The 24924-nt window shown below is 68.2% G+C and carries 21 protein-coding genes; 10 read left to right on the top strand and 11 right to left on the bottom strand.

All coding sequences use genetic code 11. From position 1 onward, the window contains the following. Position 1: 1 nt before the first annotated feature. Together dhaL and ptsP are read left to right on the top strand one after the other, a co-directional pair. Complete coding sequence (gene dhaL, locus AB0368_RS09335; protein ID WP_366153316.1) at positions 2 to 664, top strand: dihydroxyacetone kinase subunit DhaL; 663 nt, start codon at positions 2 to 4, stop codon at positions 662 to 664. Beyond that, a complete protein-coding gene (gene ptsP, locus AB0368_RS09330) occupies positions 661 to 3165 on the top strand; it encodes a phosphoenolpyruvate--protein phosphotransferase (protein ID WP_366153315.1) in 2505 nt (834 codons plus the stop codon). The genes dhaL and ptsP overlap by 4 nt, the downstream gene beginning before the upstream one ends. Before the next feature lie 328 nt (positions 3166 to 3493). Here ptsP and AB0368_RS09325 read toward each other — a convergent pair whose 3' ends face one another. Further along, positions 3494 to 3832 (bottom strand): STAS domain-containing protein, encoded by a 339-nt coding sequence (locus tag AB0368_RS09325; RefSeq protein ID WP_366153314.1) that lies wholly within the window; start codon positions 3830 to 3832, stop codon positions 3494 to 3496. Between the two features lie 636 nt (positions 3833 to 4468). Between AB0368_RS09325 and AB0368_RS09320 the strand changes: the two genes are divergently transcribed. Then, positions 4469 to 5290 carry a pyruvate, water dikinase regulatory protein gene (locus AB0368_RS09320; RefSeq protein ID WP_366153313.1) on the top strand — a complete coding sequence of 274 codons (822 nt, stop codon included), beginning with the start codon at positions 4469 to 4471 and terminating at the stop codon, positions 5288 to 5290. Here AB0368_RS09320 and ppsA read toward each other — a convergent pair. The 10 genes from ppsA to iolB all read right to left on the bottom strand — a co-directional run bounded on the left by ppsA (position 5280) and on the right by iolB (position 17667). Continuing rightward, on the bottom strand, positions 5280 to 7646 hold the full coding sequence (gene ppsA, locus AB0368_RS09315) for a phosphoenolpyruvate synthase (protein ID WP_366153312.1): 2367 nt from the start codon (positions 7644 to 7646) through the stop codon (positions 5280 to 5282). The genes AB0368_RS09320 and ppsA overlap by 11 nt on opposite strands. 67 nt (positions 7647 to 7713) lie before the next feature. Continuing rightward, positions 7714 to 9138 (bottom strand): NAD-dependent malic enzyme, encoded by a 1425-nt coding sequence (locus tag AB0368_RS09310; protein WP_366153311.1) that lies wholly within the window; start codon positions 9136 to 9138, stop codon positions 7714 to 7716. Between the two features lie 7 nt (positions 9139 to 9145). After that, positions 9146 to 9559 (bottom strand): universal stress protein, encoded by a 414-nt coding sequence (locus tag AB0368_RS09305; protein ID WP_366153310.1) that lies wholly within the window; start codon positions 9557 to 9559, stop codon positions 9146 to 9148. Next, entirely contained in the window at positions 9504 to 10382 is an 879-nt protein-coding gene (locus AB0368_RS09300; RefSeq protein WP_366153309.1) for an SDR family oxidoreductase, read from the bottom strand. The genes AB0368_RS09305 and AB0368_RS09300 overlap by 56 nt, the downstream gene beginning before the upstream one ends. A 12-nt stretch (positions 10383 to 10394) precedes the next feature. Next, a complete protein-coding gene (locus AB0368_RS09295) occupies positions 10395 to 11210 on the bottom strand; it encodes an ATP-binding cassette domain-containing protein (RefSeq protein ID WP_366153308.1) in 816 nt (271 codons plus the stop codon). Between the two features lies 1 nt (position 11211). Further along, positions 11212 to 12276 (bottom strand): ABC transporter permease, encoded by a 1065-nt coding sequence (locus tag AB0368_RS09290; protein ID WP_366153307.1) that lies wholly within the window; start codon positions 12274 to 12276, stop codon positions 11212 to 11214. A 61-nt stretch (positions 12277 to 12337) separates the two neighbouring features. Further along, positions 12338 to 13324, bottom strand: coding sequence for a substrate-binding domain-containing protein (locus AB0368_RS09285; RefSeq protein ID WP_366153306.1), 987 nt, complete (start codon positions 13322 to 13324; stop codon positions 12338 to 12340). A 56-nt stretch (positions 13325 to 13380) separates the two neighbouring features. After that, complete coding sequence (locus AB0368_RS09280) at positions 13381 to 14808, bottom strand: NAD-dependent succinate-semialdehyde dehydrogenase (protein WP_366153355.1); 1428 nt, start codon at positions 14806 to 14808, stop codon at positions 13381 to 13383. Positions 14809 to 14867: 59 nt separating this feature from the next. Then, positions 14868 to 16748: a 3D-(3,5/4)-trihydroxycyclohexane-1,2-dione acylhydrolase (decyclizing) gene (iolD, locus tag AB0368_RS09275; protein WP_366153305.1), complete on the bottom strand. Its 1881-nt coding sequence runs from the start codon at positions 16746 to 16748 to the stop codon at positions 14868 to 14870. 28 nt (positions 16749 to 16776) lie between these two features. Further along, the gene (iolB, locus tag AB0368_RS09270) at positions 16777 to 17667 is read right to left on the bottom strand and encodes a 5-deoxy-glucuronate isomerase (RefSeq protein ID WP_366153304.1); all 891 of its coding nucleotides are present in this window, start codon (positions 17665 to 17667) and stop codon (positions 16777 to 16779) included. 245 nt (positions 17668 to 17912) lie between these two features. Between iolB and AB0368_RS09265 the strand changes: the two genes are divergently transcribed. From AB0368_RS09265 to AB0368_RS09235, 7 genes are all read left to right on the top strand, one after another. Next, complete coding sequence (locus AB0368_RS09265; RefSeq protein WP_366153303.1) at positions 17913 to 19097, top strand: Gfo/Idh/MocA family oxidoreductase; 1185 nt, start codon at positions 17913 to 17915, stop codon at positions 19095 to 19097. 109 nt (positions 19098 to 19206) lie between these two features. Then, positions 19207 to 20172 (top strand): transketolase, encoded by a 966-nt coding sequence (locus AB0368_RS09260; protein ID WP_366153302.1) that lies wholly within the window; start codon positions 19207 to 19209, stop codon positions 20170 to 20172. Then, positions 20169 to 21101 carry a transketolase C-terminal domain-containing protein gene (locus tag AB0368_RS09255; protein WP_366153301.1) on the top strand — a complete coding sequence of 311 codons (933 nt, stop codon included), beginning with the start codon at positions 20169 to 20171 and terminating at the stop codon, positions 21099 to 21101. The genes AB0368_RS09260 and AB0368_RS09255 overlap by 4 nt, the downstream gene beginning before the upstream one ends. Continuing rightward, on the top strand, positions 21101 to 22117 hold the full coding sequence (locus AB0368_RS09250) for a Gfo/Idh/MocA family oxidoreductase (protein WP_366153300.1): 1017 nt from the start codon (positions 21101 to 21103) through the stop codon (positions 22115 to 22117). Before AB0368_RS09255 ends, AB0368_RS09250 begins: the two co-directional genes overlap by 1 nt. Then, positions 22114 to 22995 (top strand): sugar phosphate isomerase/epimerase, encoded by an 882-nt coding sequence (locus AB0368_RS09245; RefSeq protein ID WP_366153299.1) that lies wholly within the window; start codon positions 22114 to 22116, stop codon positions 22993 to 22995. Before AB0368_RS09250 ends, AB0368_RS09245 begins: the two co-directional genes overlap by 4 nt. A gap of 6 nt (positions 22996 to 23001) precedes the next feature. After that, entirely contained in the window at positions 23002 to 23892 is an 891-nt protein-coding gene (locus AB0368_RS09240; protein ID WP_366153298.1) for a sugar phosphate isomerase/epimerase family protein, read from the top strand. After that, complete coding sequence (locus tag AB0368_RS09235) at positions 23889 to 24923, top strand: Gfo/Idh/MocA family oxidoreductase (RefSeq protein ID WP_366153297.1); 1035 nt, start codon at positions 23889 to 23891, stop codon at positions 24921 to 24923. Before AB0368_RS09240 ends, AB0368_RS09235 begins: the two co-directional genes overlap by 4 nt. The last annotated feature ends 1 nt before the right edge of the window (position 24924 follow it).

Here is a 24924-nt window from a genome sequence, read left to right as displayed (position 1 = left end):
GATGACCAACTGCGTGACCATGACGGCGCTCGACGCGTGGCTGCGGGCCTTCGCCCGGCTCGTGGCCGAGAACGAGGACGAGCTCACCCGGCTCGACGCCGCGATCGGCGACGCCGACCACGGGGCGAACATGAACCGCGGCCTGACCGCCGCCGCGGCCGCGCTCGACGAGCCGGCCGCGGGCGGCGGCCCTCGCCTGACCAAGGTCGGCATGACCCTGATCTCCACCGTCGGCGGCGCCTCCGGCCCGCTGTTCGGCACGTTCTTTCTGCGCATGGGCACTGCGCTGGGCGACCAGGACGCACCTGCGGTCGAGACCCTCGCAACAGCGCTGCGCGCGGGCCTGGCCGGCGTCGTCCAACGCGGCAAGGCCGAGGCTGGAGACAAGACGATGTACGACGCTCTGGCCCCCGCCGTCGAGGCGTTCGAGGCCGCGCTCGCCGCCGGCGAGCCCCTGGCCGGCGCGCTCGCCGCGGCGAGCAAAGCCGCCGACGACGGCTGCGCCGCGACCATTCCGCTCCTCGCCCGCAAGGGCCGGGCCAGCTACCTCGGCGAGCGTAGCGTCGGTCACCAGGATCCCGGCGCCACGACCGTCTGCCTGTTCTTCCGCGCCGCGCTGGACACCGGCATCGACTTCGAGCCTGCTGCCGGGGAGGCCGGGTGAACGGCGTTGGCATCGTCGTCGTCTCACACAGCCGCGCTCTGGCCCGGGCCGCAGTGGACCTGGCCGCCCAGATGCTCGCCGGGCGCAGCCTGCGCCTGGCGGTCGCGGCCGGCCTCGACGAGACCACCCTCGGCACCGATGCCCTGCAGATCATGGCTGCCCTGAAAAAGGTGGACGGCCCCGACGGCGTCGTCGTCCTGATGGACCTCGGCAGCGCCATCCTGAGCACGGAGCTCGCCCTCGACCTGCTCGACGACCCCACCGGACGGGACCGGGTCACCCTCTCTCCCGCCCCGATCGTCGAAGGGCTCGTCGCGGCGGCGGTCGCCGCCGCTAGCGGCGCCTCACGCGCAGAGGTTGCCGCCGAGGCCGCCGCCGCGCTACAGGCGAAGCAGCGTCACCTCGGCGAGCAAGACAGCCCGGTGGCCGGGACCGGCTCCGGCGTGCTGCCCGGCGAACCGGCGGCCCGCGGGGATATCACGGTGGAGAACCTGCACGGCCTGCACGCTCGGCCGATCGCCCGGCTCGTCACGCTCGTACGCGAACACGACGCGCAGCTGAGCCTACGCAACCTCACAACGGGAGCCGGCCCCGCCGCGGCGACGAGCCCGACGCAACTGGCTTCCCTCGGCGCCGAGCGCGGACACCGCCTGCAGGTCGAGGCGACCGGCCCCGCGGCGCAGCAGGCTCTCAACGCGGTGCTCACCCTGGCGCGCAGCGGTTTCGGGGACGACGACCTCCTTACATCGGTGCCAGCCGCACCGGCAGCGCAGGCAACCGTCGCGGCGAACAGCCTTGGCCCGCAGGGGGTCTCGCCGGGCATCGGCATCGGCCCGGCGCGCTTCTGGCGCACCGTGCCTGAATCCCGCAACGGCGCTTTGCCCACACCCCGCAACGGCTCCGGCCCGCGTGATGCTGACGCCGAGCTGCGACGTCTGCACGGCGCACGCGAGGCGGTGCGCCGTACCCTTGCCAGGCTCGCCGCGAGCACGCAGGCCGAGCTCGGGGCCGCCGAGGCCGCGATTTTCGCGGCGCACGAGGCGATCCTGGACGACCCTGCGATCACCGGACCCGCCGAGACCGCGATCCGCGCGGGGCACAGCGCCGAGGACGGCTGGACCCGGGCCGTCGCCGCCGCCGAGCAGGCATTCGCCGCGCTCGCCGACTCCTACCAGCGCGAGCGCGGGCACGATGTGGGCGCCGTCGGCGACCAGGTGCTTGCCGAGCTCACCGGCGGCGGCGCCGGCGGGCCGAGCGGGCAAGGGGTGCTCGTTGTCCGCGACCTCACCCCGGCTCAGGCCGCGAGCCTGAACCGCGAGCACATCACGGCGATCGTGCTCGCGCGTGGCAGCGCGAGCTCACACGCGGCGATCCTGGCCCGCTCGCGCGGCATCCCCGCGGTCGCCGGAGCCGGCGACGAGGTGCTGCAGCTGCCCGAAGCCACCGCACTCGTCGTCGACGGCACGACCGGCCTGCTGCTCGTCAACCCGCCGGAGGACATGCTCAGCCGCTACCGCGCGACCGCCGCCGAGCAGGCCGATTGCGCCGCGGCCGAACAGGCCCGGTCCGGCGAACCCGCCGTCACCCGCGACGGCCGGCGCGTGCACGTCCAGGCGAATCTCGGCTCGGTGCAGGACGCGCTGGATGCCGCCCGGCTCGGTGCGGACGGCGCCGGCCTGGTGCGCACAGAGTTCCTCTTCCTCGACCGGACCGCCGCGCCCGGTGTGGACGAACAGGAACAGCTCTACCGCCAGATCGCCGAGGCTATGCCCGGGCTGCGGGTAACTTTCCGCACCCTCGACGTCGGCGGCGACAAGCCGGTGCCCTATCTGCGCTCCGCTCCGGAGGCGAATCCTTTTCTCGGCGTGCGCGGGGTGCGTCTGACCCTCGCCTCGCCGCAGTTACTGCGCGACCAGCTCACCGCGCTCGTGCGCGTGGCCCACGAGCACCCCCTCGGGATCATGGTGCCCATGGTGAGCACCCCCGGCGAGCTGCAGCAGGTGCACGTGCTCCTCGCCGACGTGCTGCAGGCCGAGACGGGCGGGGTGCGCCCGCCCGGCCTTGAGCTCGGTGTCATGATCGAGGTACCGGCTGCGGCACTCAAGGCGGCGGCTTTCGCTGGGCTCGTCGACTTCGTCAGCATCGGCACGAACGACCTCACGCAGTACACCCTCGCCGCCGAACGCGGCCACGCCGAGCTGAGCGCGCTGGGCGACGCACTCGACCCGGGCGTGCTCCGGCTCGTCGAAGCGGTGTGCCACGCTGGAGCCGGGCGGTTCCGGGTCGGTGTGTGCGGAGAGGCCGCAGCTGACCCGCTCGCCGGATCGGTACTCACCGCGCTCGGCGTCACGGAGCTCTCGGTCTCGCCCGCAGCGCTGCCGGCGGTCAAGGCCCGCCTGCGCGAGGTCGACTTGACCGCCCTGGCCAAGCTGCTGCCCGCTTGCCTAGCTCTGCCCGACGCCGCCGCAGTGCGCTCGGCGCTGACCTCGGTACAGCCATGACCGACCAGGAGGCAACGACACCACCGACCCTCTGAGCCTGATACTGCGGACCGCATCACCGCTGCGTATCGGCCTGGGGCTGGCCGCCGGCGGACGGCCTGATTCCATCATCCTGCCGGCAATTGGGCTAGCAGGAGGCGTGCACCACTGTGGCACTCATGTACCAGGCTTTCGAGCTGATGGACGCGCCCTACGTCAACGGCGTGCGCTGCATGACGCCGTGCTGCTGGCGTCAATAGCGGTGGCGTCGTCGAGTGAGCGGGGTGTTACACCGGACCGCGGCACCTCAAAGGCCGGTGGTCCGGCTCGAGGCAAGTACGACGCCCGGTCAATGGAGCAGGTGCTCGGCGTCGCAGACAGTGAGCACCCAGCGGACCCGCTTGTGCGCGGCGCAGATCTTCAGCCGGATGCCGAGTTGCTCGGCGTCGTAGCGGCAGGTCAGCAGGGCACGGATGCCGGCTGCGTCCAAGAAGGTCACCTTGCCCATGTCGAGGAGGACATGGGCGGGGCGTTTGTGCAGAAGAAGATCGATCACGACCTGCTGCATCCGCGCGTAATTGCACACGTCGACCTCACCCGACATCGTTACGACCGCTGCGGCACTGGCGGAGGCCTGTACCTGGATCACCAGCGGATCATCGCCGTAGAAGGGGTTGCTGGGGAACATGTCAGCCTTCCGGGCCGTCCGATCAAGATCGTTAATGTCGACCGTCTCTGCGACTGGAGAGGGTCTCGAAGAGACGAGCCTGGCAATAGGGCCGAAAGACCTGACGCGGTGCGGGTATCCCCGTACGTTGCGCTTTTCGCTCGCAGGGGTGTGCCCGATGGTGGTCAACGATGGTGGGGCACATGCCGCCCGGCCGTCCGCCCCCATTCTTGCTGCGATGGGCCCCGTAGCCCTGGCACCTGCGTAGCCCTGGCCTCCATAGCCCTGGCTGGTGCTCCCGTAAGCTGCCGGGCCACACGGATTTGGTGTAGCCGGGGGAGGGGGTAGGAACTCTGGCGCGGGGTCGTGATCGTCCGGGCGCCTGCGGCAGCCTGCCCGTGCACGCCTACCTGGACCTGATGTCGCACAACGTCGAGGCGTTGATGGGCGTGGCGGCGATCTCCGCGGCCATGGGGCTGATCACGAAAGGCCCGCTCGCCCGACTTCCTCGGCAGCCCGCCTCGGGCAGTCCGCCGCCCGGAGCCACTTACGACGGGGCGGATTCAAGGGGTCGCATGTCTTCCTTCCGGCCGCCCGATCCATGAGTTCCTCCTCGATGCTAGGGGACGTCCCGGGGCGAACTGAGAGGATGATGCCATGGTGGTTGAGCAGGTCGTTCCGGTGTTCTTTCTGTCCGACAGCACAGGCATCAGCGCGGAAACGATGGGCAACGCTCTGCTCATCCAGTTCCCCGATCTCATTTTCGCGCGAAGACTCTTCCCGTTCATCACGACCGTCGAGGAGGCTCAGCGGGTCGTCGCGATTCTCGACGCGGCGATGGACGGGCCGGTGACCCCGCTGGTCTTCACCACGGCGGCGGTGGACGAGATCCGCGCGGTACTGCTGACCAGCCGGTGCCCGATCATCGACTTCTTCGGCCTGCACATGGACCAGGTCGAGGCGACGCTGGGGGTGCGAGGCATGCACGTCGCCGCACGGTTGCACGGCGTGGGGGACATCCAGCGCTACAACAACCGGATGGCCGCGATCGAGTTCGCGATCGAGCACGACGACGGGCAGAGCCTGCGCGCCCTGGACAAGGCCGAGGTGATACTGGTGGCGCCGTCGCGCTGCGGGAAGACCCCGACGACCATGTACCTGGCCCTGCAGCACGGCATCTTCGTGGCCAATTATCCGCTGGTCGACGAGGACTTCGAGAGTGTCGACCTGCCCCGGCCGCTGCGCAAGCTGCGCGAACGCTGCTTCGGCATGCTGACCAATCCGCAGCGGCTCAGCCAGGTGCGCACCGAGCGGCGCGCCGGGTCCCGGTACGCGTCGCTCGAGCAGTGCACCCACGAACTACGCCGGGCCGAGGCGATGTTCCGGCTGCACAAGGTACCGACGATCAACTCGTCGGCGTCCTCGGTCGAGGAGATGTCGACCCTGATCCTTCAGCAGATCAAACAGCTCAAGACGTAGCGCCGAGTCGCTGCCAGGTTGCCACGACGGTGTCCGGGTTGAGCGAGAGCGAGTCGATACCCTCGTTCACCAGCCATTCCGCGAAGTCGGGATGGTCGCTCGGCCCCTGACCGCAGATGCCGACGTATTTGCCCCGGGCCTTACAGGCCTTGATGGCCGCGCTGATCAGCGCCAGCACGGCCGGGTTGCGTTCGTCGAACGACTCGGCGACCAGCGCGGAGTCCCGGTCCAGACCCAGGGTGAGCTGGGTCAGGTCGTTCGAGCCGATGGAGAAGCCGTCGAAGTGCTCGAGGAACTCGTCGGCCAGCACCGCGTTGGACGGGACCTCGCACATCATCACCACCTCGAGACCGTTCTCCCCACGCTTGAGTCCGTTCGCGGCGAGCAGGTCGATCACCCCGGCACCTTCGGCGACCGTACGCACGAACGGGATCATCAGCTTGACGTTGGTCAGGCCCATCTCGTCGCGGACGTACCGCATCGACTGGCACTCCAGCGCGAAGCAGTCCTGGAAGTCACCGGACAGGTACCGCGAGGCGCCGCGGTAGCCGAGCATTGGGTTCTCCTCGTGCGGCTCGAACACCTCGCCGCCGACCAGGTTCGCGTATTCGTTCGACTTGAAGTCGGACATCCGCACGATCACCGGGTGCGGGGCGAACGCGGCGGCCAGCATGCTGACGCCCTCGGCGACCCGTTGCACGAAGTATTCGCGCGGCCCGGCGTACCCGGAAATCATGGTTTTGATCTGGTCTTGAAGGGGTTGGTCGAGCTCGTTCAGGTGCAGCAGCGCCTTGGGGTGGATGCCGATCTGGCGGTTGATGATGAACTCGAGCCGGGCCAGTCCGATGCCCGCGTTAGGGATGCGGGAGAAAGCGAACGCCTGGTCGGGGGTGCCGACGTTCATCATGATCTTGACCTTGATGTCGGGCAGGGCGCCGGTGTCGGTCTCCTCGACGGTGAAGTCGCGCAGGCCCTCGTAGACGAACCCGGTGTCGCCCTCGGCGCAGGAGACGGTGACCTCCTGCCGGTCGGTGAGCGTGCGGGAGGCGTTGCCGGTGCCGACGACCGCGGGGATGCCCAGCTCCCGGGCGATGATCGCGGCGTGGCAGGTGCGGCCGCCCCGGTTCGTGATGATCGCCGAGGCTCTCTTCATGATCGGTTCCCAGTCCGGGTCGGTCATGTCCGCGACCAATACGTCGCCGGCCACGAAGGACTGCATCTGCTCGATCGACTGCATGATCCGTACCGGGCCGGCGCCGATCCGCTGGCCGATCGCCCGGCCGGTGATCAGGGGCTCGCCGGTGTCGGTGATCCGGAAGCTCTGCACCGCCCCGGCCGATTGGCGCGACTTCACCGTCTCCGGCCGCGCCTGCAGGATGTAGAGCAGGCCGTCCTGGCCGTCCTTGCCCCACTCGATGTCCATCGGCCGGCCGTAGTGGTCCTCGATCACCAGCGCGTGCCGGGCCAGCTCGCTGACCTCGTCGTCGGTCAGGCTCAGCAGGCCGCGCTCGGCCTCCGCGACGTCGACGAACTCGGTCGTCCGGCCGACCGTACGGTCGTCGGTGAAGATCATCTTGGTGGCCTTGCCGCCGATCCGGCGTTTGAGGATCGCGGGGCGCCCGGCGCGCAGGGCCGGCTTGTAGACGTAGAACTCGTCGGGGTTGACCGCACCCTGCACGACCGCCTCGCCCAGCCCGTACGACGAGGTGATGAAGACGGCGTCGGGGAAACCGGACTCGGTGTCTATCGTGAACATCACGCCGGACGCGCCCAGATCGGAGCGGACCATCCGCTGGATCCCGGCCGACAGTGCCACCTGAGCATGCTCGAAGCGGTGGTGCACCCGGTAGGCGATCGCCCGGTCGTTGTAGAGCGAGGCGAAGACCTCCTTGATCGCGGTCAGGACGGCGTCGATCCCGCGCACGTTGAGGAACGTCTCCTGCTGACCGGCGAACGACGCGTCCGGCAGGTCCTCGGCGGTGGCGCTGGACCGCACCGCGAAACTGCCCTGGCCGTCGCCGTCGAGACGCTCGAACGCGGCCCGGATGTCCCGATCAAGGTCGGGCGGGAACGGCTGCTCGAGCACCGTGGCCCGGATCTCGCGGCCCACTTCGGCGAGCCGGCGGACGTCGTCCACGTCCAGCGCCGCCAGATCGGCGTTGATCCGCTCCTCGATGGTCGCGGCGAACCGGCGGAACGCGTCGGCGGTGGTCGCGAACCCGTCCGGCACCCGGACCCCGGCCGAGACCAGGCTGCCGATCATTTCGCCCAGCGAGGCATTCTTGCCCCCGACCTGATCGAGGTCGGTCAGGCCGAGCTCGCTGAACCACCGCACGTTCTTCGAGTCAGTAGGCATCGTCACAGCATCCCAGCTTGGCGCGTTGAATGAGCAGTGGTTGTCGGTCCGGGTCGGCTACCAGCGGTCACGGCGACTCGGCGGGGTCAACCGAACGGAGGTCGTGTGGCCCGCCGGCGGCGCGCCGAACCGCGTTCGCGACCGTCGTGTGCACGTCGGCGTGAAAAACGCTCGGCGTGATGTAGGCCGCGTTGAGTTCGTCCTCGGTAACCACCGAGGCGAGGGCTTTTGCCGCGGCGAGCAACATGTCCTGGGTGATGTCGCGGCTGCGCGCATCGAGCAGGCCCCGGAACACGCCGGGGAATGCGAGGACGTTGTTGATCTGGTTCGGAAAGTCCGATCGACCGGTGGCGACCACGGCGGCGTGTTCGGCCGCCGCCATCGGGTCTACCTCGGGATCGGGGTTGGAGAGGGCAAAGACGATCGACCGGTCGGCCATCGTGGCGATGTCCGGGCCGGACAACAGATTCGGGCCGGAGACTCCGATGAACACGTCGGCGCCGACCAGGGCATCCCGGAGGGATCCGGTGAGGCTGAGCCGGTTGGTGTGCTCGGCCAGCCACAGCAACTGACCGGCGACGTCCTTGGTGCCGCGGTGGATGATGCCGGACCGGTTGGTCACCACGATGTCGACGACACCCGCGGCGAGCAGGAGCTTGGCGATGGCCGTCCCCGCGGCGCCCGCCCCCGACATCACGACGCGGATCTGACCGATCTCCTTTCCGACCACACGAAGGGCGTTGTACAACGCCGCGACGACGACGATCGCGGTGCCGTGCTGGTCGTCGTGGAAGACCGGGATGTCCAGCTCCTGACGCAGGCGCTCCTCGACCTCGAAACACCGCGGAGCCGAGATGTCCTCGAGGTTGATGCCGGCGAAACCAGGTGCCACCGCCTTGACCGTGGCGATGATCTGCTCGGTGTCCTGGGTATCCAGGCACAACGGCCACGCGTCGATGTCGCCGAAGCGCTTGAACAGCGCCGCCTTGCCCTCCATGACGGGAAGTGCGGCCTCCGGACCGATATTGCCCAGACCCAGTACGGCCGACCCGTCGGTGATCACCGCGATGCTGTTTCGTTTCACGGTCAGGCGGCGGGCGTCCTCGCGATTCTTGGCGATCGCGAGACAAACCCGGGCGACCCCGGGCGTGTAGATCATCGACAGGTCGTCCCGGTTGCGGATCGGGTGCTTGCTGACCATCTCGATCTTGCCGCCCAGGTGCATCAGGAAGGTCCGGTCGGAAACCTTTCCGATAACCACCTCCGGTACGGCGTGCATGGCCTCGACGAGCGCGTCGGCGTGCTCGGTGTCGCGCGCGGCGCAGGTGACATCGATCCGCAGGCGCTCATGGCCGGATGCGGTCACGTCGAGCGCGGTCACCAGTCCGCCCGCGTGCTCGACGGCGGTGGTCAACGCTGACACAGACCGGCCACCGGCCGGCACCTCGAGCCGTACGGTGATCGAATAGGACACTGAGGGCGCGGCGGTCAAGGGAGGTTCACCCCGCTGCCTTGACGACGAGCACCGGAATGTCGGCGGCGAGGATGATCCGCTGGGTGACGCTGCCCAGAATCGCCTTGCCGACGGGGGAGCGGCGACGGGCACCGATCACCAGAAGATCCGCACCCGCGTCGGCCGCCATGGCCAGGATGGAGTCGGCGGTGTCATCGGTCTGGTCGGAGGCGGCAGCGAGCCGGAGATCCCATTTCGGGTCGGTGATGCCCGCCTCGGCCAGAACGTTCGCGATCTCGTCGGACATTCCTGCTCGGTGAGCGGCATCGACGTCGAGGTCGACCGCGTCGACCACTTGGATGACAGTCAGAGTCGTGCGGCGTTGGACCGCCTGTTGTGCCGCTTCACGAAGGGCGAGGTGTCCGGTGGTCGAGGGAAGATGGGCCACGGCGACGGGCATCGGATGCTCCCTGAGGCTGGTGAGGTGTGCTGTGGGTCAGTCGTAGGGGCCGACGACGACCTGGGTCCCAGTCGATGATCGATCCGGTGACCACGCCGCTGCGGTCGGACAGCAGGAACACAATGAAGTCGGCGATCTCGTCCACCTGCCCGAGCTTGCCCATCGGGACCCCACGCCCGGCCTGCTCGATCCAGCTGTCGTCGGCGCTGTGGAAGTGGCGCTGGATGGCGTCCTCGCCTTCGGTCTGGGTCCAGCCGATGTTGACGCCGTTGATGCGGATCCGGTCCCACCGATGGGCGAAGGCGGCGTTGCGGGTGAGCCCTGCCAGGCCGGCTTTGGCGGCGCTGTAAGGACTCAGATACGGCTGTCCACCGTGCGACGCCATCGAGATGATGTTGACGATCGTTCCCGGTGCCTTACGTTCGGTGAGGTCGCGGACGGCCGCCTGCATCGTCAGGAACGGGGCCCGCAGGTTGATGGCGATGTGTTCGTCGAACAGGGCCGCGTCGGTGTCCAGCAACGTGCCTCTGGTGGTGAGACCGGCCGCGTTGACCAGGCTGTCGATGCGGCCGAAGTGATCGACCACGGCCTGCACGGATCCCGAGGCCTGAGCGGGATCGCTGAGATCGCACTGCACGAACAGGGGCGGCGAGCCGGCGTCCTCAGTGGCGAGCTCGTCGACCAAGGCTTGGCCCGCGCCGGGTCGCCGGCCGGTGAAGGCAACGGATGCGCCTTCCCGGACGGCGGCCCGGACCACGCCGGCACCGACACCCTGGGTTCCTCCGCTGACGAGCAGGACCTTGTCAGTCAGTAGCGGCTGCACGGACGGGCTCCCTCATCTCTGCAGTTCGTGGGTCAGCTCGGTGAGTTCGTCGCCGCCTGCCATCTGCCGGGTGAGCTCGTCCAGGGCGACGTCGTCCCGCTTCTTGTCCAGCACGGCCTGGCCGAGCTTGAGGATGATGAAGTGGTCGCCGACCATGTACGCGTGGTGCGGGTTGTGCGTGATGAAGACGACGCCCAGGCCGGCATCACGGGCGGCGGCGGTGTACTTGAGCACCACGCCGGACTGCTTGACGCCGAGCGCCGCCGTCGGCTCGTCCAGGATCAGGACCCGGGCGCCGAAGTACACCGCCCGGGCGATCGCGACACACTGGCGCTGACCGCCGGAGAGCGTGCCGATCGGCTGGTTGATGTCCTTGACGACGATGCCCATCTTGCGAAGCTCTTCGTCGGCGATCCGCTTCATGTCCTTGATCTTCAGGCTCGAGAGCGGCATCTTGCTGCCGGACATCTCCGAACCGAGGAAGAAGTTCCGCCACACCTCCATCAGCGCGACCACGGCGAGGTCCTGGTAGACCGTCGCGATACCGTGGGCCAGGGCGTCACGCGGCGAGCCGAAGGTGACCGGCTTGCCGTCGACTCTCATCACGCCGTCGTTGTGCGCATGCAGCCCTGAGATGATCTTGATCAGGGTCGACTTGCCGGCGCCGTTGTCGCCGAGCACGCAAGTCACGTCGCCGGCGTTGACCGTCAGGTTGATGCCTTTCAGCGCCCGAATCGCGCCGTAGGACTTTCCGACGTCCTCCATCTGTACGAGCGGCTCGCCCTTGTGCAAGGTCTCGTCGGCGTGTTCGGCGATCGTGTCGGTCATCTCAGCCCACCTTCCGGGCGCTCGAGAGCCTCTTGACGTACAGGTTGACCATGACCGCCAGGAGCAGCATGATCCCGAGGAAGGCCTTGAACCAGTTGGGATCCCAGCCGGCGTAGACGATGCCGAGGCTCGTCATGCCGAAGATGAAGGCGCCGATGGCGACGCCGATGCTGTTGCCGTAACCGCCGGTGAGCAGGGTTCCGCCGACCACCGCGGCGATGATGTAGAGGAACTCGTTACCCACGCCGTTGCCGGCCTGCAGCACATTGAAGTTGTAAAGGTAGTGCATCCCGGCGAACCAGGCGAGGAAGGCCACCGTCATGAACAGGCCGACCTTGACCCGCAGGACCGGCACGCCCACGGCGCGGGCTGAGGCCGAGTTGCCGCCGACCGCGAAGATCCAATTCCCGATCCTGGTTCGCTGGAGCACGTAAGCCGAGAGCAGGGTGAACAGCAGCCACCAGATGACGGTGATCTGCAGGGTGACCGAGCCGATCTTGAACTGGTGCGCGAAGATCCAGTTGAGCGACGAGTAGCCGTCCATCTTGGAGATGTCGGGGCTCGACACCGAGCCGGTCACGAGCTTGGTCACCCCGAGGTTGGCGCCCTGAAGGAAGAAGAACGTCCCCAAAGTGATGAGGAAGCTGGGGATGCCGGTCTTCATCACGAGGTAGCCGTTGAGGAACCCGAGACCCAGACAGACCACCAGAGAAAGCAGAGCGCCCAGCCACAGGTTGATGCCGAGCTCATAGCAGAACATCGCGTTGAACAGGCCGGCGGTTGTCACGAGAACGCCGGCGGACAGGTCGAACTCGCCGCCAATCATCAGCATGCCGACGGCGACGGCGACGATGCCGATCGTGGACGACTGGTAGAGAACGGTGAAGAACGAACTCGGGCTACGGAACGCCGGCGCCACGGCGAGGAAGAAGATGAAAATCACGATAGCCGCGACCAGAGCTCCGACCTCGGGACGGGCGAGCAGGCGGTTAGAGAGGCCCAGCGAGACGCGGTTGGATGCTTCCGATGGGGCGGCTGGGCGGGCGGTCTTGAGGGGTGTGCTCATAACAGCTCCTGTGCTGTCCGGCGGGGGCCGGGCCGGTCGAGGCCCCGGCCCCCGAAATGAGTCAGCGGGTGTTCGCCTTAACGAACGGAAGGATCTGCGCAATGCTGGTCTTGTCGACGAACGACGGACCGGTCAGCACGGCGTTGCCACCACCGATGACGTTGCCGTTCTTCTTGAAGAGGTAAAGCTGCTGGATGGACAGGTAACCTTGCAGGTAGGGCTGCTGGTCGATAAAGAACTGGATCGTGCCGTCCTGGACGGCCTGCGCCGCGTCGGGGTTGGTGTCGAACGTGCCGATCTTGACGTCGGCTCCGGCCTGTTTGACCGCCTTGACCGCGTCCAGCCCCTGAGCGGCACCGAGGGTGATGATCCAGTTGATCGTCTTGTCCTGCGAGAGCTTCGCTTGGATGGCCGAGGTGACCGCGGCGTCATCGGCCCCGTTGACCTGAATGTTCTCGGTGTTCGGGAACGTGTCCTTCACGCCCTTGCAACGGTCTTCGAGCGCCACGGATCCGGTCTGCTGGATGGTGCAGAGGATCTTCGTGGCGCCGGCGTCCTTGGCCCGCGTGCCGGCCCCTTGCCCGCCGAGGTACTCGTTGGAGGCGAAGTGCACCAATGAGCCGGCCTGCTTGTAGTAGTCGATGCCGGAGTTGAAGCTGTCCACCGGAATGCCCGCGGCGGTTGCCTTCTTCACCGTGGGGATGAGCGCTTCCGGCGTGACCAGGGTCGTTGCGATCCCGTCGACCTTCGAGTCGATCGCGTTCTGGATGAGGACGGTCTGTTTCGTGGCCTCCGGGTCGGACGAATATTTAAGGGTGGACCCGGTGTCCTTCGCCGCCTGCTGGGCGCCGGCTTTGATGCGGTCCCAGAAGGTGTCACCCGGCGTCTCGTGGGTGATCATGGCGAAGGTATATCCGGAGTTCCCGCCGCCTCCTCCGGTGCCCGTGCTGGTGTCCTTCTGAGCGCCCCCACCGCTGCACGCGGTAAGGACGGTGATGAGTGTCGCCGCGGCCGCGACCGCGACGGTCCTCCTCGCGTTGGTCTTCATTGAACGTCCCTCTCGGATCAGTGCCGAAACGGCAGGTCAGGTGATGTGTTCGGGCCTTACCAGCTCACAGCCACGTACTTGGTCTCGGTGAAGGCCAGCAGTCCTTCGACGCCACCCTCCCGCCCGAGGCCGCTTTCTTTGACCCCGCCGAACGGGGCCGCCGGATCTGAGACCAGTCCTCGGTTCAGGCCGACCATCCCCGCTTCGAGTGCTTCACTGACCCGCAGACCGCGGCCCAGATCAGCGGTGTACACGTACGACACCAAGCCGTACTCGCTGCCGTTCGCCAGATCGATCGCCTCGTCCTCGGTGGTGAACGTGACGATCGGTGCGACCGGACCGAAGATTTCGGTCCGCAGGATCGCTGCGTCCGGAGCCACATCACTCAGGACGGTCGCGGGATAGAAGAATCCGGAGCCTTCGGGCAGAGTCCCACCGATCCTGGCGCGTGCTCCACTGTCGATGGCCTCGGCGACCAGATCGGCCACCTTCCGCTGGGTCTTCGCATTCACCAGAGGACCGAGCGCTGTTCCGTCGGCATAGCCCAGACCCATCGCCAGGCCCGCCATTGCGCGGGACAGCCGTTCGGTGAATTCCTCGGCGATGCCGTCATGGACGAAGAACCGGTTGGCGGCGGTGCACGCTTCACCGCCGTTGCGCATCTTCGCCACCATCGCCCCTTCTACCGCGGCGTCCAGATCGGCGTCGTCGAAGACCACGAACGGTGCGTTGCCGCCGAGCTCCATCGAGGAGTTGAGGACGTGCTCATTGGCGAGATTGAGCAACGTACGGCCGACCTCGGTGGATCCGGTGAAGGACAACTTCCGGACGCGCGGGTCAGCCAGCATGGCCGCCACGACGTCGCCCGATCGCTTGGACGGAAGCACGTTGAGGACCCCGGGCGGCAGACCGGCCTCCTCCATCAGAGCGGCCACGGCAAGCGCGGTCAGCGGTGTCTCTCCCGCGGGCTTGAGGATGGTCGTGCATCCGGCGGCCAGCGCGGGCGCGATCTTTCGCGCGGCCATGGCGGCCGGAAAGTTCCACGGCGTCACGAGAACCGCGATGCCGACCGGTTGCCTGAGCACGATGATCTTGTTGGCACCCCCCGGCGCGGTCTGGATCTCGCCGCGGATCCGGACGGCCTCCTCGGCGTACCACCGGAAGAAGTCCGCGGAGTACACCACCTCGCCGCGGGCGTCCGGCAACGCCTTGCCGTTCTCGGCACTGATCAGCAGCGCCAGGTCGTTCGCGCGCTCGACCATCAGCTCGTACGTCCGCCGCAGGATCTCCCCACGCTGCCGGGGCGCCGTCGCGGCCCATCCTGCGGCGGCCGCCGCCGCGGCGTCGACGCAGGCGATCGCATCGCCGACGGTCCCGCTGGACACCCTTGCCAGCGGCTCGCCGGTCGAAGGATCGAGCACCTCGAAGGTGGATCCGTCGGTGGCGTCGCGATGAATGCCACCGACGATCAACTGGGTCGGCACGGCGGCCACGATCTCGCGGATCCGGGCGAAGGCGACGTCGGCCGCGGCGGTATCGGCGCTCACAGGTACAACCTCTGCGCCGCGGTCTGCTGCTCGTACTCCTTGCGTGCCTCCTGCGTGCTGTCGAGCTCGGACACCTCCGAGACCGGTACGTCCCACCAGGCGCCGGAGCCACCGAAGCGGCCCTTGGCGTCCACCTTGGTGTAGATCACGACGGAGTTGTCGCGGGTAGCCGCCTCGGCCAGCGCCGCCCGCAACTCCTCCGGAGTGCTGGCGGACAGCGTGTCCGCGCCGAGGCTGGCCGCGGTGGCCGCCAGATCGATCCCGACCCGCTCGTCGGAGAACTGGCCGTCCTCGCCGCGGTAGGTGAAGCGGCACGCGAAGGCCTGCGATCCGCGGGTCTCCGACAGGGCGGCAATCGATCCGTACCCGAAGTTGTCGACCAGGATTACGGTGATCTTGAGACCCTCCTGGACCGCCGTCATCAGCTCCTGGTTGGCCAGCAGGAAGGTGCCGTCACCGATGAAGCAGAAGACGTCGCGCGAGGGGTCGGCCATCTTGTTGCCGACCGCGCCGGCAATCTCGTAGCCCATGCAGGAGTTGCCGTACTCGAGGTCGTAGGCCTTGGGGTCGGACGGACGCCACAGCCGGTGCAGGTCGCCGGGCATCGATCCGGCCGCGTTGATCACCACATGGTGATCGCCGGCGACATCGTTCACCATGCCGATCGTCGCCTCTTGGGTGAGCGTCGTCTCGCCGTCGGGAAGCGCCACGATGACGTCGCGCTCCGCGCGCCACTGTTGCGCGGCCTGCTCGGCGGTGGCGCGATATTCGGCGCTCACGGTGTAGTCGCTCAGCAGTTCGGTCAGCTCGACGATGGATTCCCGGGCGTCGCCGACGACCGCGGTCGCCGCCTCCTTGAGCGCGTCCAGTTCCGTCACGTTGAGGTTGATGAACTGCACGTCGGGCTGGGCGAACAGAGTGTTCGAGGCGGTGGTGAAGTCGGTGTACCGGGTGCCGATCCCGATGATCACGTCGGCCTGCTGTGCGAGACCGTTGGCGAAGGCGGTGCCCGAGGCGCCGATGGCGTTGACCATCTGCGGGTGCTCCCACGGCAGGCTGGCCTTTCCGGCCTGCGTGGTACCCACCGGGATGCCGGTCCGCTCGGCCAGCGCGGCGAGTTCGGCGGTGGCCTCCGAGTAGATGACGCCGCCGCCGGCGATGATGACCGGCCGCCGGGCGGCGGCGATGATCTGTGCGGCGCGGCGCAGGGCCGCGCGGTCGGCCCGGGCCCGGGGTACGTACCAGGTGCGTTCGCGGAAGAGCAGGGCGGGAAAGTCCCAGGCCTCGGCCTGGACGTCCTGCGGCAAAGCCAGCGTCACGGCCCCGGTGTCGGCCGGGCTGGTGAGGGTCCGCATCGCTTCCAGCAGTGCGGTCGGCAATTGGTCGGGCCGGTTGATCCGGTCCCAGTACTTGCTGACCGCCTTGAACGCGTCGTTGGCCGAGTAGTCCCAGGAGAAAGTGGACTCGAGCTGCTGCAGCACAGCACCGGTCCGTCGGCTTGCGAAGATGTCGCTCGGCAGGCACAGCACCGGCAGCCGGTTCACGGTCGCGGTGGCGGCGCCCGTGATCATGTTGGTGGCGCCGGGCCCGATGGAGCTGCTGCACGCAAGAGCGCCGAGACGGTTGCGCAGCTTGGCGTAACCGGTCGCCATGTGGACCATGCCCTGCTCGTTGCGCGCTTGATAAAGGCGGAAGTCCTTGCGGTACTGCAGAAGGGCCTGGCCGACGCCCGCGACGTTGCCATGCCCGAAGATGCCGATCGCACCCCCGAAGAAGGGCTTGTTCTCGCCGTCGCGTTCGACGCGCTGGGCGGCGAGGAACTTCACTAGGGCCTGACCGACGGTGAGACGCTGCGTTGACGGGTGGGATTGAGTCACGACAGTTTCCTTCTCGGTCTCGAGATGATCAGGCGGTCTTCGACGCCGGGTAACGCGGAATGATGGGCAGGCGGTCATCCATGGCCAGCTGGGGCCAGGCGTCCTGGGTCGGCTTGAGGCACGGATCCTGCAACGCCTGCAAGGTGCGGCGCGGGGCCGGCCCGGCCAGCACGTTGAGGTAGTAGAGGTCGTGGCCGTGGATAGCGGCGGTCGTGTGGTAGCCCCAGGGAATCAGCAGGATGTCCCCGTCCCGCACAGTCACGGTCAGGTCGAAGTCGCGCTCCGGGCTGTAAACCCGCTGCACCGCCCACCCGTTCTCGGGGTCACGGAGCCGGTAGTAGTAGGTCTCCTCCAGCTCGGACTCCGCCCCGTCGTCGGTGTCGTGTTCGTGCTTGTGGGGAGGAAAGCTGGACCAGTTGCCGCCCGGGGTCCACACCTCGATGACCAGCAGCCGGTCGGCCGGGAAGTCGGGGAGCATCAGGCTGTTCACCTGGCGTGAGGCGTTGCCGCCGCCGCGCAGCTCGGTCCGGGTGTCGTCCGGGGTGACGAGAACCGGGGCGTGCCGGGTGGTGGCCGGGGCCTCGGCGACGGCGACTTCGATGTCGGTCAGCGCAACCAGGGTGACTGCGGTCTGCGACGGCAGGTACAGGCACCAGCCCACGCCGGCGAAGACGTTGTCCCGGCCCCCGAACTCCCACTCGCGACCGGAGTCCTGCTCGGCGTCGGCCGGGATCGTGGCCTTCACCCGGCCGGACAACGGCACGAACGCTCGCTCCTGATCGCTGCTCGGCAGCTGCACGGAACTGCCCGCGGCGAGGGTCAGAACCTGGAAGCTGACGTAGGTCCAGCCGGCCACCTCCGGGTTGACGTCTTTCCATCCCGCCGAGAGGACCTGCGGAGAACTGTTGGGCAGTGGCATATCGGGGGGCAACCTCTCTTGTCCGACTGGCCAGGTGCGTCCGTTGTTTCGCATCTGCCGATGTCGATGTTGCGGTCCGGGCGGAGGCTTCCCGGTGTCGCGGGTGTAACAAGATGGAAAGCTATCCTCTGATGGACGGGATGTCCACCAGGTGATAGAAACTTTGACATCAGCGCGGTCAGCGACCGCACCGCTCCACCCGTCGCGATGGTTCATCGCATACTCCAAGACCGGGAGAGTCACTGATGACCTTGCATCCCGCCACCTCCTCGGTTCCTGAGATCGGGGTAGCCATGATCGGCAGCGGTCTGATGGCCAAGTCGCACACCATGGGCTATCGCAATGTGGAGAGCGTCTACGGCAGCACTCCGCTGCGCCCGCGGTTCGAGGTGCTGGCCGACGCCATGGACGACCTGGCCAGCAGCGGCGCCCAGTCGCTCGGCTATGCCCGCTGGACCACCGACTGGCGCGAGGCGGTGACCGATCCGGCGGTCGACGTCGTCGACATCGTGACGCCGAACTTCCTGCACAAACAGATCGCGATGGCGGCGATCGCGGCGGGTAAGCACGTGTACTGCGAGAAGCCGCTCGCGCTGAGCGCGGCTGACGCCCAGGAGATGTTCGAGGCCGCCGAGGCGGCCGGTGTGAAGACCCTGGTCGGGTTCAACTATCTGCGTAACCCGGCGATCGCCGAGGCCCGCCGGCTGATCGCGGACGGCGTCCTGGGCGACATCTGGACCTTCCAGGGCCGGTTCGTGCTCGACGCGTGCAGCGACCCCGATGTGCCGTTCACCTGGCGTTTCGAACGCAAGCTGGCAGGCACCGGCGCCTTGGGCGACCTCGGCGCCCACATCATCTCCCTGGCCCAGGTGCTGGTCGGGCCGATCGCCTCGGTGGTCGGCCTGAGTCGCACTTTCATCACCGCCCGGCCCGAGCCCACCGGCGCCTTCGGTTACGGCAGTGGCGCCGACCTGGCCGCGCCGCGCCGGGAGGTGGAGAACGACGACGCGACCACCTTCCTGATGCAGTTCGCCTCCGGCGCGAGCGGCCACATCGAGGCGTCCCGGGTCTCCACCGGGCGGACCTGGCACCAGAGCATCGAGCTGATCGGCAGCAAGGGCGCCCTGCAGTTCGTCCAGCAGGACATTCACACGCTGCGGCTCTACCTGACGGGCGACCCCGCGGACCGAAAGGGCTACAAGGAGATCGAGCTCGGCCCCTCGCATGGCGACTACGGGGCGTTCTGGCCATTCGCCGGCGTGCCGCTGGGCGTCCACGAACTGAAGACCATCGAGGTCAACGAGTTCCTGCACGCAATCGCCGAGAACCGGCGCCCGGACGGCGATTTCGAGGCCGGCTGGCGAGTGTCGCAGGTGCTGGACGCGGTCGAGCAGTCGGCGGCGGAGCGGCGCTGGGTCGACATCAAGTAGCGTTATCACCAGGCGGACAGCTAGTTCGATGGACGATAAGTTGGCCACCTGCGGCCGAGCTCACGATTGGATTGAGTCCCCCGTGACGTCAGACAGTAGTAACGACGCTGTGACCGACGACCGTCATTCCCGGAGCATCGCGGACCTGCACACCCTGGCTCAGCGAGCCCGCTGGGAAGTGATCAAGACTGTCGACAAGGCCAAAGCCGGTCACATCGGCGGCCCGCTGTCGATGATGGACCTGCTGGTGAGTCTCTACTTCCAGGAGTTGCGGATCCGTCCCAGCGAACCCCACTGGGCCGACCGGGACCGCTTCGTGCTGTCGAAGGGTCATGCCGCCCTGGGCCTCTACGCCGTGCTCGCCCTCCGCGGCTACCTCGACCTGGACGAACTGTCGACCTTCGATCAGGGCGACTCGCGCCTGCAAGGCCACCCCGACGTCACCCGGCTGCCCGGCCTGGACGCCTCCACCGGCTCCCTGGGCCAGGGGCTGTCCTTCGGCGTGGGGATGGCTCTCGGGGCGCGGCTCAAGGGCCAGGAGTTCCACACCTGGGTGCTCCTCGGCGACGGTGAGATCCAGGAGGGGATGGTCTGGGAGGCGGCGCAGGTGGCCGTCCGCTACCGCCTGACCAACCTGACGGCGATCGTCGACCGCAACGGGCTGCAGCAGTTCGGCCTGCCGTCGGACGCCACCAGCGAGCCCACTGACCGCGGCAACCGCCGCGACCCGTGGAGCGGGCTGGACGTCAGCGCGATCTTCGCGGCCTTCGGCTGGCGGGTGATCGAACTCGACGGGCACGACTACGAGGAGATCATCGACGCCTACCGCAAGGCTCACCTGCCCGACGACCAGGACCGGCCGACGGTGCTCGTCGCCCAGACCGTGAAGGGAAAGGGGCTCTCGATGGCGGAGGGCACCTACACCTGGCACAGCACGGTGCCCACGACCGAAGAGGTTGACCAGGCCCGATCCGAGCTGGTGCCAGACCTTGCCGAAACCAGCATCGGCGCCTCCGATCAACCCTCGTACGTCGGATCCGGGAACGCGCTGCGCATCGAAGGAGGCCGGGTATGAAAGCCATGCGCGATGTCTGGGGCGAGAAACTCGTCGCGCTCGGTGAGGTGGATCAGCGGATCGTCGTGCTCGACGGCGACCTCGCCAACTCCACCAAGGCCGACAAGTTCGCCGCGGCCCACCCGCAGCGGTTCCTGCAGATGGGGATCGCCGAGCAGAACCTGATCGGGGTGGCCGCGGGGATGGCCGCGGTCGGTTACATCCCGTGGACTTCGTCGTTCACCGTTTTCTTCACCCACCGCGCGCTGGACTCGGTCCGGGTGCTGGTGGCCCAGTCACACGCCAATGTGAAAATCGTCGGTTCCTACTCCGGCCTGCTGATCGGCGCGGTCGGCAAGACCCACCTCGACGTGCAGGATCTGGCCATCATGCGCGCCATGCCGGGGATGACCGTCCTCGCGCCGGGCGACGCCACCGAACTGCTCGCGGTGATGGACTGGGCGACCGAGCACGAGGGCCCGGTGTATCTGCGGATCGCGCGCGACGGTGTCCCCGATCTCTTCGGCCCGGACTACACCTTCGTCCCGGGAAAGGTGCACCGCCTGCGCGAGGGGGGCGACGTCACGCTGATCTCGACAGGTCCCCAGACGTCGCGGACCCTGGCCGCCGCCGAGCTGCTGGCCGCATCCGGGGCGGACGCGACGGTGTTGCACGTGCCGTCCCTCAAACCACTCGACGAGGACGGCCTGCGCGCCGCGGTGGGGGACACCCGGCTGGTGGTCACCGTCGAGGAGCACTCGGTCATCGGCGGCGTCGGCGGTCTGGTCGCCGAGGTCCTCACCGCCAAGGGGCCGGCGCCGCGCATCGAGCGGATCGGCCTGGACGACACCTGGGGCGAATCCGCCGGCAACGACTTCCTGCTGCACAAGCACGGCTTGTCGGCCGAGCAGGTCGCGGAACGGGTCAGCATCCTGGTCAAGGGGGCATGATGCGTCTCGGCCTGATCGGGCTCGGGCGGATCGGCGCCTTCCACGCCGCCACCCTGCAGGGTCTGCCCGTCGTCGAATCACTGGTCGTCACTGACCCCGTCGCGGCGGCGACCGCGGCGGTGGTGGAGCGGCTCGGCGTCGAAGCGGCCAGCTCTCCGCACGCCCTGCTGGCCTCCGGGATCGACGGCGTCGTGATCGCCGCCGCCACACCGGCGCATCCGGAGCTGATCCTCGCGGCGCTGGATGCGGGAGTTCCGGTGTTCTGCGAGAAACCGGTTACCGCGGACCCGGCCGACAGCGTCGAGGTGCTGCGCCGCGCCGAGCAGAGCGGCATCGCAGTGCAGATCGGCTATCCCAGGCGCTTCGACACCGCCTTTGTCGCGGTCCGCGACGCGGTACGCGAGGGTGATCTCGGCTGGATCCACACCGTCCGTTCGACCACGATGGACCCGGCGCCGCCGCCGGACGGGTACGTGCGGGCCTCCGGCGGAATTTTCCGGGACTGTAGCGTGCACGACTTCGACGCGGTTCGGTTCGTCACCGGCCAGGACGTCGTCGAGGTCTACGCCACCGGCAGCAACCAGGGCGCCGCCATCTTCGCGGAGGTCGGCGACGTGGACACCGCGGCCACCGTTCTCACGTTGGCCTCCGGTGCGCTCGCCGTCGTCTCCAACACCCGGTACAACGCGCGGGGCTACGACGTCCGCATGGAGGTGCACGGCTCGGCCGACTCGGTCGGTGCCGGTCTCGAGGACCGCTGGCCGATCCGGTCCACCGAACCGGGTGTGACCTTTCCGGCCGGCACCCCGCACTCCTTCTTCATGGACCGGTTCGCGGCGGCGTTCCGGGCCGAGCTGGCCGCCTTCACCGACCTGGTGGCGGGCCGCATCTCGTCGCCCTGCACGGTGGCGGACGCGGTCGAGGCCAGCTGGATCGCCGAAGCCGCCACCCGATCGCTGAACGAACACCGCCCCGTCACCCTCGACGAGGTCCGACTTCAGGAGGTTTCATCGTGAGAAGTGCACTCGAGCGGGTCGCCGGCGCGCCGATCTCCTGGGGGGTCTGCGAGGTGCCCGGCTGGGGGTACCAGATGAACCCCGACCGCGTCCTGCGCGAGATGGTCGTCGTCGGCCTGCACGCTACCGAACTCGGATCCGATGGATTCCTCCCACCGTCGCCCGAGGGCAAGGCCGAGACGCTGGCCACCTATGGCCTGCACGGCCTCGGCAACTTCACACCGGTGCTGTTGCACGACACCGACACCGACCCCGTTCCCGAGGTCGAGCGGGTACTGGCCGGCTTCGACGCGGTGGGCGCCGACGTGCTCGTGCTGTCGGCGATCACCGGTCTGCGCGGTTACGACGCCCGTCCCGACCTCGATACGGCCGGGTGGAACACCCTGCTCGGCAACCTCGACCGGCTGAGCCGGCTGGCCGCCGACCGGGGAGTACGGGCCGTGCTGCACCCGCACGTGGGCACGATGGTGGAGACCGGCAACGACGTACAGAAGGTCCTGGAAGACTCGTCGATCTCGTTGTGCCTGGACACCGGGCACCTGCTGATCGGCGGCACGGACCCGGCCGCCCTGACCCGGCAGTCACCGGACCGGATCGCGCACACCCACCTGAAGGACGTCGACGACGCGCTGGCCAAGCGGGTACAGGCGGGTGAGCTCACCTACACCGAGGCGGTGCGGGCCGGGATGTACAAGCCGCTCGGTCAGGGCGATGTCGACATCGCCGGTGTGGTCGGCCACCTGGAGGCCAACAACTACACCGGATGGTATGTCCTGGAGCAGGACGCGATCCTCGACGAGGAGCCCCGTGGCGAGGGTCCGGTGGCGGACGTGAGGGCCAGCGCCGAGTACGTCCGATCCGTCATCCGGGGCCTGTGATCCGGCGTGGCCGCGGCTTCGACACCGCCCGCCCTGCTGGCCGCCTGCTGGACCTCGGCCGGTGATGTGATGCCGGCTCGCGGGCCGGCGACCAGCCCGGTACCCGTCCGGACGCGGATCGAGGCGGTCGGCCGGACCGGATACACCGGGTTCGGCCTGACCCGCGCCGACCTGGTCGTCGCCCGTGACACCATCGGGCTGGACACCGTGGCGCACCTGCTGCGGGACAACGGGATCACGACCGTGCAGCTCGAATGGATCACCGATTGGTGGACTGCCGGGCCGGCCCGGCAGCGATCGGACGCGGTCCGGAGAGACCTGTTCGATGCCTGCCCGGTCCTGGGCGTCGACAACATCAAGGTCGGGGCCGACGACGACGGCACCGCGGTGACCTACGACGAACTGTGCCGGGGCTTCGACGAGTTGGCCGGCCTCGGGCGCGATGCCGGTGTCCGGATCGGGTTCGAGAACACGCCGTTCTCCCACCTGGTCCGGACCACCGAACAGGCCATCACGTTCGTCACCGATGTCGGCCATCCCAACGGGGGCCTGATCCTGGACATCTGGCACGCGTTCCGCGGCGGCACGCCGTATGCCGACATCACCGAGACCCTGCCGCTGCGGTACCTGGTGGGGGTGGAGCTCGACGACGGTGTCGCCGAGGTGGCCGGCACGCATCTCGAGGATACGTTCGACAACCGGCTGGTCTGCGGGACCGGCGTCTTCGACGTCCCTTCGTTCGTCCGAGCCGTCCAGCATCTCGGCTGGACCGGGCCATGGGGAGTAGAGCACATGTCCATCGCGCACCGGCGACTTCCGGTCGAGACCGCGCTGGAACAGGCCCGCGACGCCGTCCTCGCCTGCTTCGCCTCGGTCGAAGCGAGCCCGGTGTCATGACCGGGCCACTGCGCGTGGGGCTTCTCGGAGCTTCCCGCATCGCCCAGGAAGCACTCGTCACGCCGGCCGCCGACGGCCTCGTACGGTTGGTTGCCGTCGCGGCCCGGGATCATGATCGGGCCGCCCGGTTCGCCGCCGAGAACGGAATCGAAAGGGCATTCGGCAGCTATCAGGAGTTGCTGGCCGACCCCGATGTGGAAGTGGTGTACAACGCGCTTCCCAATAGCCTGCACGGGCCGTGGAATATGGCCGCAGTGCAGGCCGGTAAGCACGTGTTCAGCGAAAAGCCGTTCGCCAGCAATGCCCCGGAAGCACGTCAAGTAGCGGCCGTGGCAGCCCAGAGTGACCGGGTCGTCTTCGATGCTTTTCATTACCACTACCACCCGGTCTTCCGTCGGTTCCTGGCCGTGATCGCGGGCGGCGAGATAGGTTCGCTCACATCGCTGCATGTGCGGATGACGATGCCTCCTCCGGGTGACAACGACCTTCGCTGGTCGTTGCCGCCGGCCGGCGGTGCCATGATGGATCTCGGTTGCTACGCCCTGCACGTGGCCGCGGCGGTGGCCGGGGAACTCGGCGGCGGGATCGAGCTCGTCGAGGCTTCGATGGGTGAGCGCGCAGGCTGTCCGGGCGTGGATCAGCGGTTCACGGTCGAGCTGGCGCTCCCCGGCGGTGCGCGAGCAGCCCTGCACGGGGACATGGGTCATCCCGACCGGGAGTCCTCGCTGCGCGCAGATGGAGACGGGGGGCACGTCGTCGTCAAGAACTTCATCAAGGTGAGCGCTGATGATCGATTGATTGTGTATAGTGCCCGCGAGGGCGAGCGGGTCGAGCATCTCGGCACCCGCAGCTCCTACCACTATCAGATGGACGCGTTGACCGCGGCCGTGAGATTCGGGTCACCATTTCCGACCAATGCCGCGGATGCTGTTAACGACCTCGAGTTGATAGACCAGTGCTACCGCATGGCCGGCTTTCCGGTGCGGCCGTCACACGTCCCTGAGCCCGAACCACCATCGAGGACCGCTTGAA

Origin of the sequence: Actinoplanes sp. NPDC051475, from assembly GCF_040689425.1 — a bacterium.
GTDB lineage: Bacteria > Actinomycetota > Actinomycetes > Mycobacteriales > Micromonosporaceae > Actinoplanes.
Note: the sequence above shows the minus strand (reverse complement) of the source record. Positions and strands in the feature narration are given on the sequence as shown.

Excerpts from the sequence above, each read along its gene's own strand:
- AB0368_RS09325 (WP_366153314.1), bottom strand. The coding sequence starts at position 3,832 with ATGTTCCCCAGCAACCCCTTCTACGGCGATGATCCGCTGGTGATCCAG.
- AB0368_RS09250 (WP_366153300.1), top strand. The coding sequence starts at position 21,101 with ATGCGTCTCGGCCTGATCGGGCTCGGGCGGATCGGCGCCTTCCACGCC.
- AB0368_RS09305 (WP_366153310.1), bottom strand. The coding sequence starts at position 9,559 with ATGCCCGTCGCCGTGGCCCATCTTCCCTCGACCACCGGACACCTCGCC.
- ppsA (WP_366153312.1), bottom strand. The coding sequence starts at position 7,646 with ATGCCTACTGACTCGAAGAACGTGCGGTGGTTCAGCGAGCTCGGCCTG.
- dhaL (WP_366153316.1), top strand. The coding sequence starts at position 2 with ATGACCAACTGCGTGACCATGACGGCGCTCGACGCGTGGCTGCGGGCC.
- AB0368_RS09320 (WP_366153313.1), top strand. The coding sequence starts at position 4,469 with ATGGTGGTTGAGCAGGTCGTTCCGGTGTTCTTTCTGTCCGACAGCACA.
- AB0368_RS09295 (WP_366153308.1), bottom strand. The coding sequence starts at position 11,210 with ATGACCGACACGATCGCCGAACACGCCGACGAGACCTTGCACAAGGGC.
- AB0368_RS09255 (WP_366153301.1), top strand. The coding sequence starts at position 20,169 with ATGAAAGCCATGCGCGATGTCTGGGGCGAGAAACTCGTCGCGCTCGGT.
- AB0368_RS09290 (WP_366153307.1), bottom strand. The coding sequence starts at position 12,276 with ATGAGCACACCCCTCAAGACCGCCCGCCCAGCCGCCCCATCGGAAGCA.
- AB0368_RS09265 (WP_366153303.1), top strand. The coding sequence starts at position 17,913 with ATGACCTTGCATCCCGCCACCTCCTCGGTTCCTGAGATCGGGGTAGCC.
- iolB (WP_366153304.1), bottom strand. The coding sequence starts at position 17,667 with ATGCCACTGCCCAACAGTTCTCCGCAGGTCCTCTCGGCGGGATGGAAA.
- AB0368_RS09235 (WP_366153297.1), top strand. The coding sequence starts at position 23,889 with ATGACCGGGCCACTGCGCGTGGGGCTTCTCGGAGCTTCCCGCATCGCC.
- AB0368_RS09285 (WP_366153306.1), bottom strand. The coding sequence starts at position 13,324 with ATGAAGACCAACGCGAGGAGGACCGTCGCGGTCGCGGCCGCGGCGACA.